This is a genomic window from Labrys sp. F242, from assembly GCF_057813875.1.
Genome location: NZ_JBVASG010000007.1, coordinates 223,693 through 242,855, shown reverse-complemented (window position 1 = coordinate 242,855; position 19,163 = coordinate 223,693). Strand labels below are relative to the sequence as shown.

General features: G+C 61.7%; 16 protein-coding genes and 2 pseudogenes. 14 read left to right on the top strand and 4 right to left on the bottom strand.

Annotated features, from left to right (window positions below):
* Positions 1–87: 87 nt before the first annotated feature.
* The 3 genes from ACZYTC_RS31295 to ACZYTC_RS31285 all read right to left on the bottom strand — a co-directional run bounded on the left by ACZYTC_RS31295 (position 88) and on the right by ACZYTC_RS31285 (position 4,271).
* The gene (locus ACZYTC_RS31295; RefSeq protein WP_488991390.1) at positions 88–288 is read right to left on the bottom strand and encodes a DUF3309 family protein; all 201 of its coding nucleotides are present in this window, start codon (positions 286–288) and stop codon (positions 88–90) included.
* 679 nt (positions 289–967) lie between these two features.
* Positions 968–3,352, bottom strand: coding sequence for an arylsulfatase (locus ACZYTC_RS31290; protein ID WP_488991389.1), 2,385 nt, complete (start codon positions 3,350–3,352; stop codon positions 968–970).
* Positions 3,336–4,271 (bottom strand): formylglycine-generating enzyme family protein, encoded by a 936-nt coding sequence (locus ACZYTC_RS31285; protein ID WP_488991404.1) that lies wholly within the window; start codon positions 4,269–4,271, stop codon positions 3,336–3,338. The genes ACZYTC_RS31290 and ACZYTC_RS31285 overlap by 17 nt, the downstream gene beginning before the upstream one ends.
* Before the next feature lie 299 nt (positions 4,272–4,570).
* On the opposite strand from ACZYTC_RS31285, the pseudogene ACZYTC_RS31280 reads away from it, so the two are divergent.
* The 3 genes and pseudogenes from ACZYTC_RS31280 to ACZYTC_RS31270 form a co-directional block, all read left to right on the top strand.
* Positions 4,571–4,762: pseudogene (locus ACZYTC_RS31280) on the top strand (ABC transporter permease subunit); the annotation flags it as partial.
* A gap of 5 nt (positions 4,763–4,767) precedes the next feature.
* Positions 4,768–5,268: an aldose epimerase family protein gene (locus ACZYTC_RS31275; protein WP_488991388.1), complete on the top strand. Its 501-nt coding sequence runs from the start codon at positions 4,768–4,770 to the stop codon at positions 5,266–5,268.
* Positions 5,174–5,716 (top strand): annotated as a pseudogene (locus tag ACZYTC_RS31270) (SDR family oxidoreductase); the annotation flags it as partial. The gene ACZYTC_RS31275 and the pseudogene ACZYTC_RS31270, both read left to right, overlap by 95 nt.
* 254 nt (positions 5,717–5,970) lie before the next feature.
* Here the strand turns inward: ACZYTC_RS31270 and ACZYTC_RS31265 are convergent.
* Entirely contained in the window at positions 5,971–6,861 is an 891-nt protein-coding gene (locus tag ACZYTC_RS31265; RefSeq protein ID WP_441773568.1) for a LysR substrate-binding domain-containing protein, read from the bottom strand.
* A gap of 136 nt (positions 6,862–6,997) precedes the next feature.
* On the opposite strand from ACZYTC_RS31265, the gene ACZYTC_RS31260 reads away from it, so the two are divergent.
* The 11 genes from ACZYTC_RS31260 to ACZYTC_RS31210 all read left to right on the top strand — a co-directional run bounded on the left by ACZYTC_RS31260 (position 6,998) and on the right by ACZYTC_RS31210 (position 19,019).
* The gene (locus tag ACZYTC_RS31260; protein WP_488991387.1) at positions 6,998–8,191 is read left to right on the top strand and encodes a 2-aminoethylphosphonate--pyruvate transaminase; all 1,194 of its coding nucleotides are present in this window, start codon (positions 6,998–7,000) and stop codon (positions 8,189–8,191) included.
* A gap of 29 nt (positions 8,192–8,220) precedes the next feature.
* A complete protein-coding gene (gene phnA / locus ACZYTC_RS31255) occupies positions 8,221–9,480 on the top strand; it encodes a phosphonoacetate hydrolase (RefSeq protein WP_488991386.1) in 1,260 nt (419 codons plus the stop codon).
* Positions 9,477–10,931 carry a phosphonoacetaldehyde dehydrogenase gene (phnY, locus tag ACZYTC_RS31250; RefSeq protein ID WP_488991385.1) on the top strand — a complete coding sequence of 485 codons (1,455 nt, stop codon included), beginning with the start codon at positions 9,477–9,479 and terminating at the stop codon, positions 10,929–10,931. The genes phnA and phnY overlap by 4 nt, the downstream gene beginning before the upstream one ends.
* 6 nt (positions 10,932–10,937) lie before the next feature.
* Entirely contained in the window at positions 10,938–12,062 is a 1,125-nt protein-coding gene (locus ACZYTC_RS31245; RefSeq protein ID WP_488991384.1) for a TIGR03364 family FAD-dependent oxidoreductase, read from the top strand.
* 35 nt (positions 12,063–12,097) lie between these two features.
* Entirely contained in the window at positions 12,098–13,444 is a 1,347-nt protein-coding gene (pbfA, locus tag ACZYTC_RS31240) for a (R)-1-hydroxy-2-aminoethylphosphonate ammonia-lyase (RefSeq protein WP_488991383.1), read from the top strand.
* A 7-nt stretch (positions 13,445–13,451) separates the two neighbouring features.
* Positions 13,452–14,465: an NAD(P)-dependent oxidoreductase gene (locus ACZYTC_RS31235; RefSeq protein WP_441773562.1), complete on the top strand. Its 1,014-nt coding sequence runs from the start codon at positions 13,452–13,454 to the stop codon at positions 14,463–14,465.
* Positions 14,466–14,744: 279 nt separating this feature from the next.
* Positions 14,745–15,773 (top strand): 2-aminoethylphosphonate ABC transporter substrate-binding protein, encoded by a 1,029-nt coding sequence (locus tag ACZYTC_RS31230; protein ID WP_441773561.1) that lies wholly within the window; start codon positions 14,745–14,747, stop codon positions 15,771–15,773.
* Positions 15,774–15,892: 119 nt separating this feature from the next.
* Positions 15,893–16,927, top strand: coding sequence for an ABC transporter ATP-binding protein (locus ACZYTC_RS31225; RefSeq protein ID WP_488991382.1), 1,035 nt, complete (start codon positions 15,893–15,895; stop codon positions 16,925–16,927).
* Entirely contained in the window at positions 16,920–17,786 is an 867-nt protein-coding gene (locus tag ACZYTC_RS31220) for a 2-aminoethylphosphonate ABC transporter permease subunit (RefSeq protein WP_434960382.1), read from the top strand. Before ACZYTC_RS31225 ends, ACZYTC_RS31220 begins: the two co-directional genes overlap by 8 nt.
* Positions 17,770–18,567, top strand: coding sequence for an ABC transporter permease subunit (locus ACZYTC_RS31215; RefSeq protein WP_441773559.1), 798 nt, complete (start codon positions 17,770–17,772; stop codon positions 18,565–18,567). Before ACZYTC_RS31220 ends, ACZYTC_RS31215 begins: the two co-directional genes overlap by 17 nt.
* Positions 18,564–19,019, top strand: a complete 456-nt coding sequence (locus ACZYTC_RS31210) for an NUDIX hydrolase (protein ID WP_434960380.1) — start codon at positions 18,564–18,566, stop codon at positions 19,017–19,019. The genes ACZYTC_RS31215 and ACZYTC_RS31210 overlap by 4 nt, the downstream gene beginning before the upstream one ends.
* Positions 19,020–19,163: the final 144 nt, after the last annotated feature.

Here is a 19,163-nt window from a genome sequence, read left to right as displayed (position 1 = left end):
TCCCTGCACAACACTCACCTGTGCAGGAATCTCTGCAATTACACGCACCATATGTCCCTCCATTTTCGAACCTGGAGGGGTTAGTTCTCAATTTCGACAGGGGGGCAGTTTCTCACTTCGGATGACAACACCACCGAGGCCACCAAACAGCCAAAGCAGCACGAGCACCAGAACGACCAAGCCGAGCATACCTCCCAGACCAGCACCACCATAGCGACCGTGGGCATAATAACCACCCCCGCCACCCAACAGGAGCACCACAACGATTATAACAATAAGCGTGCTCATTTCTTATTTACCTTCCCAAAAGATATTATAATCCCTTGTGTATACGCTTTTATTTTTAGCACCGACGCGGATACTCAACAAAATATCCAAAGTATTTCCTGTTTCGCCAAAAACCTACGGCAGATTTCAGTGTAGCCAGAAAACAAGCGAGCCAGGAGACTCGGAAATTACTCAAACGCTTGCTGCAATACGCTCTTCACGGTGCCTCTTGGCCGCGACGCGTTACGATGGTTCGCTCCATGGGCGCCCGTACCCAAAAAATATCTTGCCTTGTGTCAGAAGTCGCAACGGTCAATCGCACCATCCCGAGCCTGGTATCTGGCGAAAGTTGAATGCGAAAACGTCAACGAGTTGGGACCGAACCCGCTCGCACTCACATGTCGGTGCTGGCTTGCACTTGGACAGTTCGCGCCATATTAGCCGCATGTTTGGGGGTAGCACCGGGCAATTTGCGGATTGGAAGCGCCCAGGGGAGCTTGCGGTTGCGACGACCGGTCCAACAGTCATGCCAACAATGCGCATGCGGCCTCCTTCCATCGCGGGGCGATGATGCCGGCTCTCATCCTTCCGCTGGGCGGATGGCGCTCTCATGTCGCACACCGCTTATCGGAAAGTTTGCAACACAACCCTTGAAAGGCGGTGGCGGCAGTCTTGCTCGCCACCTCCAACCGGTCGGCGCTCAGTTCAGATATTCGACCTTCAGATGCCGGATCGTGCCATTGAAGGCGAAGGGCTTGCGGTCGAAATACGCAAGCGAGACCGGGGAATAGCTGTCCCGGCCGACGTCAAAGGCATCATTGGCGGTGAAGGTAAGCGCTGCCGAGCGTGGGACACGCCCCTTGCTGACCTCTTTGCCATCCACGCGGATGACGATGTCCAGAGGCGCTGGGCGGACGCCGCCGGCCTTGCGTGTTTCGACCTCGATCTTGACCTTTCCGGTCGGGAGCGGGGAGGCGGTTTCCAGCTGCGTCCGTTCAATCTCGAACAGATTATACTCGTAGTAGAGCTTGCCGTTCTCGACCCACAGGGCGACACCGCCTGAGACGGCGCCGAGTGCGTAGAGCACGCCCTTCGAGTCGGGCTGCAAATCCGCATCGATGGTGACAAGGCTGCTGCGTGATCCGAGCCGCGGTGCGGTGAACTCGGGAACGCCAACGACCTCCTGCGTGTAGTCGAACGTCTGGGCGGGATTGGATGGTGCGTCCTCCGGGTGGAAGACCACGGACCATAACCCCCCGCCAACCGGATCGACCTTGTTGGCTTTCGCGCTCACGTCGAACGCGTTCTTCAGCTCATTGAGCTTGTCGGGATGAGTGGCTGCGATGTCCTTCGCCTGCGAGAAATCCTTATTGAGATCATAGAGCTCCCAAACATCGTTCTTCGGCGACCAATTCATGATCGAAGGATCGACGCCCGTTTGCCAGGGTACTCTCGGCCCGAATGCCGAAGCAATCCAACCGTCCTTGTAATAGGCGCGACTGCCCATGACTTCGAAATACTGCTCCTTCTTGTGTTCCGGCGCAGTCGGGGACGAGAAGGAATAGGCCATGCTGGTGCCGTCGAGCTGATCTTGGCTGACGCCGTCGACGAGCTTCGGCGGTGTGATGTGCAGGATCTCGTAGATCGTCGGCACGATATCGTTGACGTGATGGAATTGCGGACGCGGCGTCTTGTCCGCCTTGATCCTGCTTGGCCACGACACCGCGAGCGGCGTACGCGTTCCACCAAAATGCGCGGCAATCAGCTTTGTCGACCGATATGGCGTGGAGCCAGCCCAAGCCCAGCCGGCATGGTACATGTTGTCCACCTTGGGTGACCCGAGCACATCCAGGCCGCCGAGCTCGTTCATGGTGCGAATATGATCCTTGATCTCGGAAGGAATGCCATTCTGCGCCAGGAGCTCGCTGATCGTGCCGTTCTGGCCTTCCGCACTCGAGCCGTTGTCGCCCCAGATATAGAAGACGAGCGTGTTGTCACGGATGCCGAGCTCGTCCAGGGCGTCGATCAACCGGCCGGCCTGCGCATCGGCATGTTCGGTGTATCCGGCGAACACTTCCATGAGCCGGCGCTGGAACGGCTTTTCGTCCGCGGGAATATCGGCCCACGCGGCAAGCGTCTTCGGCCGTGGTGTCAGCTCGGTGTCTTTCGGGATCCAGCCGAGTTCTTTCTGACGGGCAAAGACGCGCTCGCGCGTGATGTCCCAGCCTTCGTCGAACTTGCCCTTATATTTGTCCGCCCACTCCTTGAAGATGTGATGCGGACCATGGGAGGCGCCGGGGGCCCAATACATGAAGAAGGGCCGATCCGGCGTCAGCGCGTGGACCTGTTTCATCCATGAGACAGCCTTGTCGGTCATGTCTTCGGTGAAGTGATATTCCTTCTTCCCTTCGGACGGATTCACCCGGACCGTGTTTTCGACGACCGCAGGCTCCCATTGCGAGGATTCTCCAGCAAGGAAGCCGTAGAAGTAGTCAAAGCCAATCCCCTGACCCACCGGCCAGTTCGTATAGGGGCCGACGGCCGTTGTCTCGTTGGCCGGCGTGTTGTGCCATTTTCCAAAGGCGCTCGTCGCATAGCCGTAATAGCCCAGCACTTTCGCGGCGGTCGCGGATGTGCGCGGGATCCGGCCGGAATAACCGTCCCAATCGTTCGCCAGTTCGGCGATCTGGCCAAAGCCGACGCGGTGGTGATTGCGCCCCGTCAGCAACGCTGCGCGCGTGGGTGAGCACATCGCGGCATTGTGGAAGCGGTTATAGACGACCCCGTCCCCGGCGACGCGGCTCAATGTAGGCGTATTGATCACGCCGCCGAACGTGCTCGGCAATGCTGGTCCGACGTCGTCGAGCATGATCACGACGATGTTGGGCGCATTGGCGGGAAGATGCGACGTCGCTGGCAGGGGGCTGTAGGTCGATTCCGCGATCGTTGGCCCGGCCTTGCTCCCCGAGGGCGTTGACGGAAACGGCAGCGATTCCTGGGCCATCACGGGCGATCCCAACATCAGGAGCGTCGTGCCTGCGCCCAACCAGCGCGCTCTGAATTTTTGACTAGGAGGCCGTTTCATTCAATTCTCCGTTCCGGACAACACATCTGAACCCGACATGGCTTGTCGATGTATCGATCGCCTCGGCATGTCGGGCTGCCGGTCGATAGCGGCGGCAGTAGTTCGGAGCGCACAGGTGCGATCCGCCCTTCAAAACCTTCCGCGGGATTTTTATGTGGGGGAGACACGGATCATAGCTGGCGGACTCGAGCCCTCCGCGAGGGTTTTTGGGTATGCAGCAGGCTTTCGTCGCGTCCGCCTCGTGCTTTGGGGCGAACCAATCGGACGTCCACTCCCAGACGTTTCCAATCATGTCGTAGAGACCGTACTCGTTGGGCGGAAAGGCCCTTACGGGCGACGTGCGGGAGTATCCGTCGAGATTGCGATTGACCGTCGGAAACGATCCTTGCCAGGTATTGGCCATATGCCGACCATCGGGTGTCAGTTGCGAGCCCCAGGCATATTCGGCCTGTTCGAGACCCCCTCTGGCGGCAAATTCCCACTCTGCTTCCGTTGGGAGATCCTTGCCCTTCCATCGGGCATAGGCCACTGCGTCGTGGTGGGTAACGTGGACAACGGGATGATCATCCAGCCCCGCAATGCTGCTGCGCGGTCCATAGGGTTGGCGCCAGTTGGCGCCCTTCAGGAAAGACCACCATTGCGACCAGTCTCGGAGATCGACGCGCCCGGCCGGCTCCAGGAAGACGAGCGACCCCGCATACAGCAGCTCCGGCAAGATGCCGGGATAGTCCCGAGGGTCGGGCGCGAATTCGGCAAATGTGCGATGCCCAGTCGCGGCTACGAACTCCGCAAACTGTGCGTTGGTGACAGGGGTCTCATCGATGAAGAAGTCCTCGACGCTGACACGATGAGCCGGCTTCTCTTCGGGGTAGTGATGATCCGAGCCCATCCAGAAGATTCCGGCTCTCACGAAGATCATGCCATCGTGCGCATGCTCCGATGACACGTCCCCGTGAACCGCCTCTGCCTGCATAGCCAGCCTTCCCGTCACTCTGCATCCCGATCGCTCTCATGAGGCGCCAGACGCCGAAGCGCGACGCCGGCGCGAGGACAGACACCGGCTGCTCGGCGGGCTCCCGCAGATCGGAGGCCGGACCGCCCCGCACACGCAAGCCGACATCAAGCCGATGGCGAGATCGCACGCCGTTGCGAGCATTTCGTGCATAGGTAGGCCGCCCGTCTTGCCATATCGCGCCAATCGCGTCCCGCTATGCTCCGTCGACGAACGCGACCGGGTCGATCCTGCTCGGCCTTGTAGCGGCAATCGCCTGCGGTACTTTCGTAGGCTTCGTCAACGGTTTCGTCATTGCGAAATTCCACATCAATGCGCTCATCACGACACTGGCCACGATGCAGATCGTGCGTGGCCCTGCCCTGATTGCTTCCGACAGGCGCGCCGTCGGCATCAGCTGTCGGTGACTAATACAGGCAGGATCGACCTGCCGTTCGGCATCGGCTTTCATCCCTTCTTTCCGCTGACACCGCAGACAACCCTTCTTGCACCGGCCACCGCATGGTGGACGGAACGAGATGCACATCTACCCGGCTCCAGAGGCGCCCTTGTCAGCGACGTCGATTTCTCTACCGCACGCCGACTGCCCGATCGCCGGCTGAACAATTGCTTCGAAGGTTGGAATGGCAGCGCACGCATCGTATGGCCCGAGCGTCAACTCGGCGTCGATATTGCCGCCGATAGCATGCTCGATCGCTACATGCTCTTTGCGCCCAACGGCAAGCGCGACTTCTTCTGCCTGGAGCCGATGAGCCACAGTCCCAATGCGCTGAAGCATTTCGAGACCGAGCCGATGGGATTGGCGTTGAGAACAGATCGGCCCGGTCAATGCACTGATCAACAATGCCGGGGTCAATGTATTCTCCACGCCGCTCGATGCGAGCGAGGAGCAATGGGCACTTAACTTTGACGTCAACGTCAAGGGAGCTTGGAACTGCAGCAAGGCGGTATTGCCGGGGATGATCGCAAGCGGCGGCGGGGCAATCCTTAACATCGCGTCGACCCATGGCTTCACCATCATTCCGCACACCTTCCCCTATCCTGTCGCCAAGCACGCTCTACTTGGACTGACAAAGTCGCTGGCGCTCGAATATGCGGCGCAGGGTGTTCGTGTGAATGCACTGGCCCCGGGCTATGTCGAAACACAGAAGGCCATCGACTACTGGAATGGTTTTCCCGATCCCGCCAAAGCGCGCGCTAATACGATGGCGCTCCATCCCAGCGGCCGCATCGCCTCGGCACGCGAGATAGCACTTGCCGCAGTGTTCATGATTTCCGACGAGTGCCCGTTCATGAACGCGGCGTGCCTCGTCGTCGACGGCGGGCTCAGCCAATTGCAGCACCCGGCCTGAACTTCACAGAGGAACGCTCAAGACCAAGAGACGATTCGTTCACGCCATCCTGGGCGATTGACCGGAAGGCGTCGACCATGCTGCCGCGGTGGCGATCCGAGCCGATGGTCGACGGCATGGGACCAACGCCGCGCTGGCGACCAGAATTGAAATTCGCGTTGAAGGTCTCGCCGGCGTTCCAGACCGCGGCGAGGCTCCAGTCTCTCGGCACCGTATTTCACCAACTATCGCGACACACAATGAAAGCGTGAGACTTACTTCGCCGTGACGGCTGATGCGACGTGCGCAAACTCACGCGCAATGCCCCAAAAAGCTCGAATGGCCTTTGCCTCGCTTCGCTCGCTCAGGCAGACCAGCGCTTCTTCCATCAGCATCGGAGGGCCGGAGATTGGGATCCTCGTAAGCCGGCTATCATTGCCGAACTCGGCTTGAGAGACAAAGCCGAGGCCGGCGCCCGAGGCCACGATCTCGCGAACCGCTTCCCGCCCCTCTGCCTCGATTGCATATTTTAGCTTTATGCCGGCATCAGCCGCCCCATCCTCCAGGCGCTTGCGTGTCTTGGAGCCGCGCTCGCGGATGACAAGCGGCAACGCGGCCAGATCGGCAAGGGAAAGTCTCTTGCGCCCGCCAAGGTCGAAGTCGGTTGCAGCGAAAGCGACGATCGGCGTAGCGTGGAGCGTGATGATCTCGAAGTCGCGACCCGCCGGGGCCTCCCCCACAACACCGATATCCGCATCATAATTGAACAGGCTTTTGATAACCGTTTCCGTATTGCCGGCACGGACGGTGACATGAACCCCCTGATAGCGGCGGCGGAACTCGCCCATGATGTGCAGCACGTGGTGGGCAGCGTCGGCGACGATGCGCAGCGAACCGGTCCGGAGCGAACGGGACTCCGACAGGAGTTCGAGCGCCTGGTTCTCCATTTCGAACATGCGCCGGGTGATGGTTAGAAGTCGCTCTCCCGCCTCCGTCAGTACGACCTGCTTGCGCTGGCGATTGAACAGGAGCGTGTCGTATTCCTCCTCCAGCTTGCGAACCTGGTCGGAGATCGCCGGTTGGGTCAGCAGCAATTCGCTGGCCGCCCGGGAAAAACCGCCCGAAATCGCCACATAATGAAAGGCACGAAGCTGAACATAGCGCATTGACGATCATCCCCAGGGCACGCCGCGTTCGACATATAATCACAGCTTATACACGGATACAAAATAACGATTTTTAGAATAGATTATGCCGGTCCTATATGGTCGCCACCAAACGGCACCAGACGAGGATTGGCCCATGCACGATAGTGCGTCGACGCAAGCTTTTGCCCCTCCCCTGCTCGGAGAGCCCTATCTTCTGACACCGGGCCCGTTGACCACCGCCGCCGAGGTAAAGCAGGCGATGCTGCGCGACTGGGGCTCCTGGGATGCCGATTTTCGCGCCATGACCGTCGAGCTTCGGCAAGGCCTGCTTGCGCTGACCGGAGACAGCAAGTGCGATTATGATTGCGTGCCCATGCAGGGCTCGGGATCGTTCTGCGTCGAGGCGATGCTGGGATCCTTCGTCCCCAAGGACGGCAAGGTTCTCGTCCTCGCCAATGGCGCCTATGGTCTGCGGGCCGCCGAGACCATGCGCTATATCGGCCGCGCCTACACCCTCATCGACAAGGGCGACTACCTGCCCCCGCGTGGCGACGAGGTCGCGGCCGCGCTCGATGCGGATCCGGCAATCACTCATGTCCTCGCCATCCATTGCGAAACCAGCTCCGGCATCCTCAACCCGGTGGCCGAGATCGCCGCGGCCGTGGAGAACAAGGGACGCAAGCTCCTCATCGATTCCATGAGCGCCTTCGGCGCCATCCGGCTCGACGTCAACGAGATCGCCTTCGAGGCCATGGTGTCTTCCGCCAACAAATGCATCGAGGGCGTGCCGGGCTTCGGCTTCGTGATTGCCCGCAAGGACGCGCTGAAGGCAGCACAAGGCAACAGCCATTCGCTCAGCCTCGACGTCCATGCACAATGGGCCACGATGGAAAAGACCGGGCAGTGGCGCTACACCCCGCCCACGCATGTGGTGGCGGCCTTCCTCCAGGCCCTGCGCATGCATGCCGCCGAAGGCGGCGTGGCAGGGAGGCGCGCGCGCTATACCCGCAATCGCGATGTGATGGTGGCGGGAATGCGCGAGCTCGGCTTCGAGACGCTGCTGTCCGACACCTGGCTCTCGCCCATCATCGTGACCTTCTTCTGCCCGGCCGATCCGAGCTTCGTTTTCAGCCGCTTCTACGAACAGATGAAACAAAAGGGGTTCATCATCTATCCCGGCAAGCTGACGGTGGTCGACTCCTTCCGCGTCGGCTGCATCGGACGGATGGATGAGCATGTCATGCGCAACGTGGTCGAAGCCGCCCGCCAGTCTCTTGCCGAGATGAAGGTCGTTTCCGCCGCCCCGCCCGCCGACGCCATTGCCGAACGCGCAAAGCTCGCCGCCTGAGGCGGCCCGTATTGAAGGATCGATCCTCGATGAACCAATTGTCTCCCGTCTCGGTCTCCGCCAACGAGCGCAATTATGCCTGGCCGCGCGTGCCGGCGATCGCCATCTGTCTCGACGGCTGCGAGCCTGATTATCTCAACGAAGCCATCAAGGCCGGCCTGATGCCGGCCCTCGAACGCATCCTGCAGAAGGGAACGGCCAGCACCGCGCACAGCGTCATTCCCAGCTTCACCAACCCCAACAATCTGTCGATCGTCACCGGGCGCCCGCCCGCCGTACACGGCATCTGCGGCAACTACCTCTACAACCCCAAAACGGGCGAGGAGGTGATGATGAACGATCCCAAATTCCTGCGCGCGCCGACGGTGTTCAAGGCGTTCTACGATGCAGGAGCCAAGGTCGCCATCGTCACCGCCAAGGACAAGCTGCGCGCCCTCCTGGGCCATGGCCTGTCCTATGATGACGGGCGCGCCGTCTGCTTCTCGTCGGAAAAGGCCAACACCACCACCAAGGCCGCCAATGGCATCGATGACGCATCCAAATGGCTGGGGCGTCCGGTGCCGGAGGTCTATTCGGCGGAACTGTCCGAATTCGTGTTCGCCGCCGGCGTCAAGCTGCTGCGCGAATTCCGTCCCGACATCATGTATCTGACGACGACGGACTACATTCAGCACAAATATGCCCCCGGCGTGTCCCAGGCGAACGCCTTCTACGCCATGTTCGACAAATATCTCGCCGAGCTCGATGCTCTGGGCGCCGCCATCGTGATCACGGCCGATCACGGCATGAAGCCAAAGCATCATGCCGACGGTTCTCCCAACGTGGTCTATGTCCAGGACCTGCTGGATGAATGGCTCGGCAAGGATGCTGCCCGCGTCATCCTGCCGATCACCGATCCCTATGTCGTGCACCATGGCGCGCTGGGCTCGTTTGCCACGGCCTATCTGCCCAAGGGCGCCGACCGCGAGTCCATCATCGCAAAGCTGCGCGATATCGAGGACATGACACTGGTTCTCGGACGCGAGGAGGGGTGCCGGCGCTTCGAACTGCCTGAAGACCGCATCGGCGACATCGTCATGGTCTCGGGTGAGAACAAGACGATCGGCACGTCCGAGCATCGGCACGACCTTGCCGCACTCGACGAGCCGCTGCGCTCGCATGGCGGTCTTACCGAGCAGGCCGTGCCCTTCATCGTGAACCGCCCCCTGCCCGACTTGCCGCAAGCGCCGGCGCTGCGCAATTTCGACGCCTTCTACTACGCCACCCTGGCAGCGGCTCAGCCAAAATGAACACGCCCGAGAAAACCATCAAGGTCCGCCATGAACCGATGCGGATCGCCGGCAGACTGGTCGAGGCCGAGGCGACCGTCGAGGTCCGCTATCCCTATACCGATACGGTGATCGGCACCGTGCCGGCAGGGCGGGCCGAACATGCCCGACAGGCCTTCGAGATCGCCGCCGGCTATCAGTCCAAGCTCTCGCGCTACGACCGCCAGAAGATCCTGTTGAAGACGGCCGAGTTGCTCAACGCACGCAGGGACGAGATTTCCGATCTGGTCACCAGCGAACTCGGCATCTCCAAGCAGGACTCGCTCTATGAAGTCGGTCGTGCCTTCGACGTCTTCACGCTCGCCGGCCAGATGTGCATTCACGACGATGGCCAGATCTTCTCCTGCGATCTCACCCCTCACGGCAAGCAGAGGCGGATCTTCACCCAGCGCGAGCCCCTCACGGCGATTTCGGCGATCACGCCCTTCAACCATCCGCTCAACATGGTCGCACACAAGGTGGCGCCGGCGATCGCCACCAATAATTGCGTGGTCGTGAAGCCGACGGAACTCACGCCGATGACGGCGCTGATCCTGGCCGACATTCTCTACGAGGCCGGCCTGCCGCCACAGATGCTCTCGGTGGTGACCGGATGGCCTGCGGAGATCGGTGATGAAATGATCACCAATCCCCATATCGATCTGATCACCTTCACCGGCGGCGTGCCCGTCGGCAAGATGATCGCCTACAAGGCCGGCTACAAGCGCCAGGTCCTGGAGCTCGGCGGCAATGACCCTCTGATCATCCTCAACGATCTCGATGACGCCGACCTCGCTAGGGCGGCGGACCTCGCTATCGCTGGCGCGACCAAGAATTCCGGCCAGCGCTGTACCGCCGTCAAGCGCATCCTCGTGCAGGAAAAGGTTGCCGACCGTTTCGTGCCCCTGGTGCTCGAACGGGCCAAGGCCATCCGCTTCGGCGACCCGTTCGACCCGGCGACCCAACTCGGTACGGTGGTGCATGAGAAGGCGGCTGCCCTGTTCGAAAGGCGCGTCCACATGGCGGCGGAAGCCGGCGCCCAGATCCTCTACGATCCCGGTCGCCAGGGCGCGCTGCTGCCGCCGATCGTCGTCGACAAGGTGCCGCATGAGAGCGAGCTCGTCATGGAGGAAACCTTCGGCCCGATCGTGCCGATCATCCGCGCCCCGGATGACGACGAAGCCCTGATCGCGCTTTCGAACTCGACGGCCTTCGGCCTTTCCTCGGGCGTATGCACCAACGACTTCAGGCGCATGCAGGCCTTCATCACCGGCCTCAGGGTCGGCACCGTCAATATCTGGGAAGTGCCGGGCTATCGCATCGAGATGAGCCCCTTCGGCGGCATCAAGGATTCGGGCAACGGCTACAAGGAAGGCGTCATCGAGGCGATGAAGTCCTTCACGAACGTCAAGACTTTCTCGTTGCCGTGGTAGCGCCTCATGCCTGAGACCTTTGATCTTGCCGTCGTCGGGGCCGGCATTGTCGGCCTTGGCCATGCGCTGGCTGCGGCCCGACGCGGGCTGAGAGTCGTGGTTGTCGATCGCGATAGCGCCGCCAATGGTGCCTCCATTCGCAATTTCGGCTTGGTCGTCGTCAGCGGCCAGACGCCGGGCCTTTCCTATCGGCGCGCGCAGCGCAGCCGCGAGGTCTGGCTTGCATCGGCAGCCGAGGCGAAGATCGACATTCTCCATCGCGGCATGGTGATCGCCGCCCAGCGTCCCGAGGTGCTGGGCGCCATAGAGGCATTCTGTGCCACTCCGGAAGGCGCATCATGCCAGGTCTTGACTGCAGCCGAACTTGCGGAGCGCGAGCCTTCCCTGGCCGGTTCCGCTGCAATCGGCGGCTTTTTCAGCCCGCATGAATTGCGGGTCGAATCCTTCCTCGCTCTGCCCCGCCTCGTCGAGTGGCTCCGGGCGCATCACGGCGTCACCTTCCGCTTCGGCACGGCGGTATGGGGCGTCGAGCCCGGGCGGCTTCTCACCAGCACCGGGGATGTCACGGCCTCGCGCATTGCAGTCTGCCCGGGCGATGATCTCGCCACCCTCTTCGGCGAGATCATCGCCGAGCACAGGGTGCGGCGCTGCAAGCTGCAGATGTTGCGCCTGGCCGATCCCGGCTTCAGGCTCAACTCGGCGCTGATGTCCGATCTCAGCCTCCTGCGCTACGGCGCCTTTGCCGCACTGCCGGAAACGGCTGCACTACGCCGACGGCTCGAAAACGAGCGGACAGCCGCCCTGGAGAATGGCGTCCATCTCATTGTCACTCAGTCGGCCGATGGCTCTCTGGTCGTGGGCGATTCACACCATTATGGCGCGACGCCGGATCCCTTCGCCTCCACCGAGGTCGACGGCCTGATCCTGGCAGAATATGCGGCCCTGTTCCGTGCGTCCCCCCCTCGCGTCATCGCCCATTGGGTCGGCACATACGCATCCTCGTCGAAGGACGAGGCACTTCGGCTGGCGCTCGGCGAAGGCGTCAGGCTGGTGATCGTGACCAGCGGCACCGGCGCAAGCACGGGTTTTGCTCTCGGCGAGGAAACGATCGCCGAGCTTTTTGGTGGCTGAAGAGGGGAGCGGGCGCGGCCCGGCTGTGGAGCACCATGAATCTGATCCATACCGAGGGCGAATCCAATACCGCCCAGGCGCGGCGTGACTGGAACGCCAGGCAGCATCACGCCTCCTCGGCCGCACTGCTGCAGCGCGATGCCAATGTCTTCCTGCATCAGAGCCTTTCCAGCCCCTGCGTGTCGACCATCGCCAAGGCCGAAGGCATCTGGATCGAAGACCTCGCCGGCCGGCGTTACATGGATTTCCACGGCAACAGCGTCCACCACATCGGCTATGGGCATCCGCGCCTCAAGGAAGCCATCCGGGCGCAGATGGATACTCTGCCCTTCGCCCCGCGCCGCTTTACCTGCGAGACGGCTGTCGAACTGGCCGAGACGCTGGCAGCGCTCTCGCCCGGCGATCTTGGCAAGGTGCTGTTCACCACGGGTGGCTCGGACGCTATCGAGGTCGCCCTCAAACTGGCGCGCGCGGCGACGGGCCGGTTCAAGACACTGTCCTTCTGGGATGCGTTCCACGGCGCCGGCTTCGGCGCCTCCAGCGTCGGCGGCGAGGCGACGTTCCGCTCCGGCATTGCCGGCCCGCTCCTGCCGGGCAGCGAGCATATGGCGCCCTGGGCTCCGCATCACTGCCCCTATGGCACGAATTCGCTGGAGGAGTCGGCCCGTGCCTGCGCCAGTATGATCTCCTATGTCATGGCCCGCGAAGGCGATTTCGCTGCCTTCATCGCCGAACCCATGCGCGCGACCCCGCTGGTACCCGCGCCAGGGTTCTGGAAAAGCGTGCGCGAAGCCTGCGACAGGCACGGCACGCTGCTCATCTTCGATGAAATTCCAACCGGCCTCGGCAAAACAGGCAGGTTCTTCGCCTCCGAGCACGACGGCGTCACGCCCGACATCCTCGTGCTCGGCAAATCGCTGGGCGGCGGCATTCTGCCGATTGCCGCCGTCATTGCCCGCCGCGACCTCGATGTTGCCGGCGACTATGCCATCGGCCACTACACCCATGAAAAGAACCCGGTCACGACACGGGCCGCGCTGACCACGATCGCCATCATCCGCGAGGAGGGCCTGGCCGAGCGCGCCAGCGAGCTGGGCGATCATGCCATGGGCCGCATGAACGAATTGATGGCCCGTTCCGCCCATGTCGGCGACGTGCGGGGCAGAGGACTGATCTTCGGTGTCGAGCTCGTTGAGGACAGGCAAGGGCTTCAGCCTAATCATGCTCTGGCCGAGCGGGTTTATTATCGCTGCCTGGAAAGTGGCCTGTCCTTCAAGATCAGCCAGGGCAATGTACTGACGCTGTCGCCGCCACTGACCATTGCCAAGGACGACCTCGATCGCGCCCTCGCCATCGTCGAGGGCGCGGTCCTGGCGGGTTGAAGGCGCCATGGTGAAAGCTGTCAGGACGGACCGGGAGCTCGAATGCCCCGGCATCGATGCAGGGCTCAGGGCGCATGGCGCCGAGCTCGTCACCCTGCCGGAAGGCATTTCGGAAGGCGATCTATGCGCGGCCGTGGCCGACGCCGACCTGCTGCTGATGTGCTACACGCCGATCACCGCCCGGGTGATCGAGGCAGCGCTCCGACTGAAGGGCATCGTCAAATATGGCGTCGGCATCGATGCGATCGACATCTCGGCGGCCATGGCGCGCGGCATACCCGTCGTCAACATACCCGATTATGCCGAGGAAACGGTCGCCGAAGGCGCCTTCGCCCTGATGATCGCACTCGCCAGGCGCCTGCCGGCCATCAGCCATGCGGTTGCCGAACAAGGTTGGATCTGGCCCGAGCCACGCTGGCTCGGGCGTGACATCGCCGGAGCGACGCTGGGCCTTGTCGGGTGCGGCAAGATCGGTCGTAGCCTCGCCCGCATGGCCGGCGCCGGCTTTCGCGCAAGAGTCCTGGGCTATGATCCCTATCTCGACGCCACGGCCATGCGCGAAGCCGGCATCGAGAAGGTCGAGGCGCTTCACGACCTGTTGGCCGCGAGCGATTTCGTCTCGATTCATAGCGTCCTCACCCAGAGCACGCGGGGCATGATCGGCTCGGCGGAGCTCGCCTGCATGAGGCCGAACGCCGTCCTGATCAATGTGTCGCGCGGCGCGCTGATCGACGAAGCCGCCCTGGTCGATGCCGTCGTCGGAGGGCGCCTGGGCGGTGTTGGCCTGGACACCTATTCGCTCGAACCTCTGCGCAAGGCCGGCCATCCGATGAGCCCGCTCTACAGTCATGACAACGTCATCCTCCTTCCGCATCTTGCTTTTTTCACGGTCGAAGCCATGCAGCGCCTGGAGGCGGACACCTTGGCCCGCTGCAAGGAAATCTTTCAGGGCCGGCCGGTGACGGTTCGTTCCAACGACCCCCGCCTGCGAGCACAGCGCGTCGGCATTCGTTTTGCCTGAAGCGTTTTGCGATCTGGCGGCAATCACAAGGACATGTCGAAACAAGGAGTTGGGGCAGAGAACGCTCCTGATTGAGCATGCTTTGGTCCTTGAACTGCGCAACGCCGACGCCCTAGTTACCCTATAAGCAAAATCGTTCATTTCATAAGATAAATAGATTTTACTTATCGGACGCTTGAAAACACATTTCAGCAAGGCGTTCGGCTCAGGCCACGGCAAAACACAGGCAAAAACAAGAAAGCCGCCAAACGCTCACATCCGTCCCGAGAGGAGAACGTCATGAAATCCAGGTTCGCCCTGATTGCAGCCCTGATGTTAGCCGGCATGGCCGTACCGGCCCATGCCGATGGCGTGGTCACCATCTATAGCGCCGATGGGTTGCACGACGGCACGCCGAGTTGGTTCGGCGATCAGTTCGAGGCCTTCACCAAGGCGACCGGCATCGAGGTCCAGTATGTCGAGGCCGGTTCAAGCGGCGTGGTCGATCGCCTGGCGAAGGAGAAGTCCAACACCCAGGCCGATGTCCTGGTGACACTGCCTCCCTTCATGCAGAAAGCTGCGGCCGACAGTCTCGTCGAAGCCTACAACCCGGCCGGAGCCGACAAGATCGAGGCCCGCGACAAGGATGCCGAGGGACGTTTCTATGCCCTGGTGAACAACTACCCCAACTTCATCTACAACGCCGAGGTCCTCAAGCAGCCCCCGGCGAAATACGAGGATCTCCTCGATCCCAAATTCAAGCAGAAGCTGCAATATTCAACGCCTGGACAGGCCGGTGACGGCACGGCTTTCATGCTGCAGACCTTCCACGCCTTTGGCAGCAAGGAGAAGGGGCTCGACTTTCTCAAAAAGCTCCAGGCCAACAATCTCGGGCCTTCCGCCTCGACCGGCAAGTTAACCGCGCTGGTCAACAAGGGCGAGCTCTATGTCGCCAATGGCGACATGCAGATGAACCTGTCCCAGCAGGCCGACAACCCCAACATCCAGATCTTCGTGCCGGCAGGGCCAGACGGCAAGAAGACGCTATTCGCCCTGCCCTACTACATTGCCCTGGTCAAGGGCGCCCCCAACTCCGAAAATGGCAAGAAACTCATCGACTTCCTGCTTTCCGCCGATGCTCAGAAGCAGGTCAGCGTCGTCGCCAGGGGTCTGCCGGTGCGCAACGACGTCAAACCGGATGACGAGAACTACAAGAAGCTCCACGCCATGCTGCAGGGCGTCGAGATCTGGAGCCCGGATTGGGCGAGCGTGCTTTCCGGGTTGAAGGACAACGTTGCAGCCTACAATTCGGCCATTTCAAGCAATTGAGGGCCTACAGAACCATGGAAAGAGCGCAGCTGAAAAACGGTCCAGGCACCGAAGCCAAGGCTGCCGCTCCTGGCGGCAGCCGCATCGGATTCGAGAACGTCTCGGTTACTTATGGTAACTTGACTGTTCTACATTCCCTCACACTGACGGTGAACCCGGGAGAGATCGTCGCCCTGATCGGCCCCTCGGGCTCGGGCAAGACGACGGCGTTACGCAGTGTTGCCGGATTCGTCCGGCCCTCTTCGGGCCGGATCATGATCGGCGAGCGCAATGTCACGCATCTCGCCCCCTATGACCGCAAGATCGGCATGGTGGTGCAGAATTATGCCTTGTTCCCGCATATGCGCGTCGACGAGAACGTCGCCTTTGGCCTGCGCGCCCATGGCGCCCGCGAAGACACCATCCGCCAGCGCGTGCCCGAATGCCTGGGGATGGTTGGCATGTCAGCTTATTCGCGGCGCTACCCGCGCGAGCTTTCGGGCGGGCAGCAGCAACGCGTCGCCATTGCTCGCGCCCTGGCTCCCCGACCGCAGGTCCTGTTGCTCGACGAGCCACTTTCGGCCCTCGACGCCCAGATCCGGCGGGCCATGATCGACGAGCTCGCCAAGCTCCATACCAGCCTACCGAACCTGACGGTGCTCTACGTCACGCATGATCAATCCGAAGCCCTCACGCTGGCCAACCACATCGGCATCATGCGGGATGGCAAGTTGCGTGCCTTCGGCACGTCCCAATCCTTGTTCCGCAATCCCCCGAACCGCTTTGCGGCAGAGTTTCTGGGCCGTGCGAACCTGCTTTCGGTCAAGGATCTGCAGCCGACCGAGAACGGGCATGCCCAGGTCCGCTTCGGCAATACCTTTCTTTTCGCTCGCAACCATCACCGTCTTGCCAGCGGCGATGATTGCCTCCTGTGCGTCCGGCCGCATGACTTCCGCTTCACCCGCACGACCTCCGAGCCCAATGCCCTCGAGGCCATCGTACTCAGCGTGCAATGGCAAGGCGATGTCCAGAACATCACCTTCGAAACGGGCGGACATACCGTCCGCATGACGACGACGCCCATGGCCGATCCACCGCAGGCCGGCGAAAGCGTGCGCATCCATTTCGAGCCGGGTGATGTCACTTTGGTTCCGGAGGACCCCGCCCATGGCTGACATTGCGCTCGGCGCGGCCCCAGCGCGGCGCAATTTCGACGGGCTCTGGATCCTGCCGCCACTTATCGTATTGGCCCTGCTCTTCTTCTATCCCCTCGCCCTCATCATTCGCGCCTCGCTCGGGGACGGTCCACCCTCGCTCGCGACGTTCGAGCAGGTCCTCGGCTCCCGCCAGTTCGTCGACGGGCTCTACCACACCATCGTCATCGCCATCTGCTCCACCATAGGCTGCCTGCTGCTTGGGTTTGTCCTGTCGGTGGTGTTCGCCTTCGTGCCCTTTCCCGGCGCCAGACTTGCGGGTCGGCTGATTGATACGGTGATCGCACTGCCGACCTTCCTCGTCACCCTTGCTTTCACCTTCATCTATGGCTCGGCCGGCATTCTCAACGAAACGCTGATGCATGCCTTCGCCTTGCAGCTGCCGCCCATCGACTTTCTCTATTCGCAATGGGGCGTCGTGCTGGCGGAGGTGACTGTTTACACCCCCTTCGTCATGCGCCCGCTTCTCGCCACCTTCTCCCAGATCGACCATGCCCAGATCGAGGTGGCAAGCAGCCTTGGCGCCCGCCCCCTGCGCATCGTACGAAAGGTCATCTTCCCGGCCGCTCTGCCGGCCCTGGTCGCCGGGGGGAGTCTGTGCCTGCTGCTCACCGTCAATGAATTCGGCATCGTGCTGTTCATCGGCGCCAAGGACGTCATCACCCTGCCGCTGCTGATCTACAGCAAGGCGATCCAGGAGTTCGACTATGCGACCGCTTGCGTCATCGCTGTCGTGAACATCGCGCTCTCGCTCGGCCTCTACACGCTCTATCGCATCATCGTCGCTCATTTCGGAGGCAGCAATGCTGGTGTGGTCTAAAGCCGAGCGCGGCGTCCTATGGGCGGCCGTCGTGCCGCTCTTCCTTCTCGTCTACGGCCTGCCGATCGGGGTCATCGTCCTCGCCAGTTTCAGCGGGCAGTGGAACGACATCCTGCCCTCGCACCTGACTACCCAACATTATGCCGATGCCTTTCGCACGGCTTCCTTCGCATCGCTCAAGGCCAGTATCCTCACAGGCATCATCGCCAGCCTGGCGGCTCTCGCCTGCGGCACCTGGGCAGCTCTGGCCCTGCGCCGTTTCAAACCCTTGCCCAAGCGCGTGCTCGACCTTTTTTTCTTCGTGCCGAGCGCGGTTCCCTCTGTCTCCATCGGCCTTGGACTGCTGGTTGCCTTCAGCCAGCCGCCCTTCCCGCTCAACGGCACGAGGCTGATCGTGCTCATCGCGCATTTCATGCTGATTTCGGCCTTCACCTACGGCACCGTCACCGCTGGGCTCGCCCGTCTTCCGATCGACTGCGAGCAAGTTGCCGAGAGCCTGGGCGCCCGCCCCTTCTACCGGCTGCGACGCGTGACACTGCCATTGCTCACCCCCTATCTGATCGCCGCCTTCAGCCTCTCCTTCGCCTTGTCGATGGGGGAACTCGGGGCGACCGTCATGATCTATCCGCCGGGCTGGGTCACCCTGCCCGTCCGCATCTTCTCGCTGTCGGACCGCGGTGCGATCTTTGATGCCGCCACGCTGACGACGATATTGGGTGCCGCGACCCTGATCGTGCTGATCTCCCTGACGCGCATCTCGAGCAAGGTGCTGTCGAGATGACGCCGGACCTTGCCAAGCCATCCCCATCACTGCGCCAGATTGCGGCGTTGCCCCTCCGCATGAAGGACGGGCGCATCGAAACCTGCCTGGTGACGACCCGCAGCACAAAACGGTGGACCCTGCCGAAGGGCTGGCCGATGAAGGGACGCAAGGATGCCCACGCGGCAAGGATCGAAGCAAAGCAGGAAGCCGGCCTGCTCGGCAAGGCCGACAAGAAACCGATCGGCATCTATCCCTACTGGAAACGCCTCGATACGCATTTCGCTCTGGTCGAAACTACCGTCTACCGCCTCGAGGTCAAGGCGACCTTGAAGAAATGGAAGGAGCAGGGCCAGCGCGAGGTGCAATGGATGTCGTTGGAAGAAGCCGCGCTCCTCGTCACCGAACCAGGTCTTGCCGACTTGCTACGAGAACTTACGCATCGAGCCTGTTCATTCGGAACAACACCTTGAAGTCGCCAAGACTGTGATCTGAACGCTTCGAACTAGGGCAATTTTTTGGCTCAGGTCACCGCGGTCCCCATGATGTCGGTGCAATAGGCTCGGACTTATGTAAATGCTAACAATAATGGCAGTTATATTATAAAAAATTTTAAT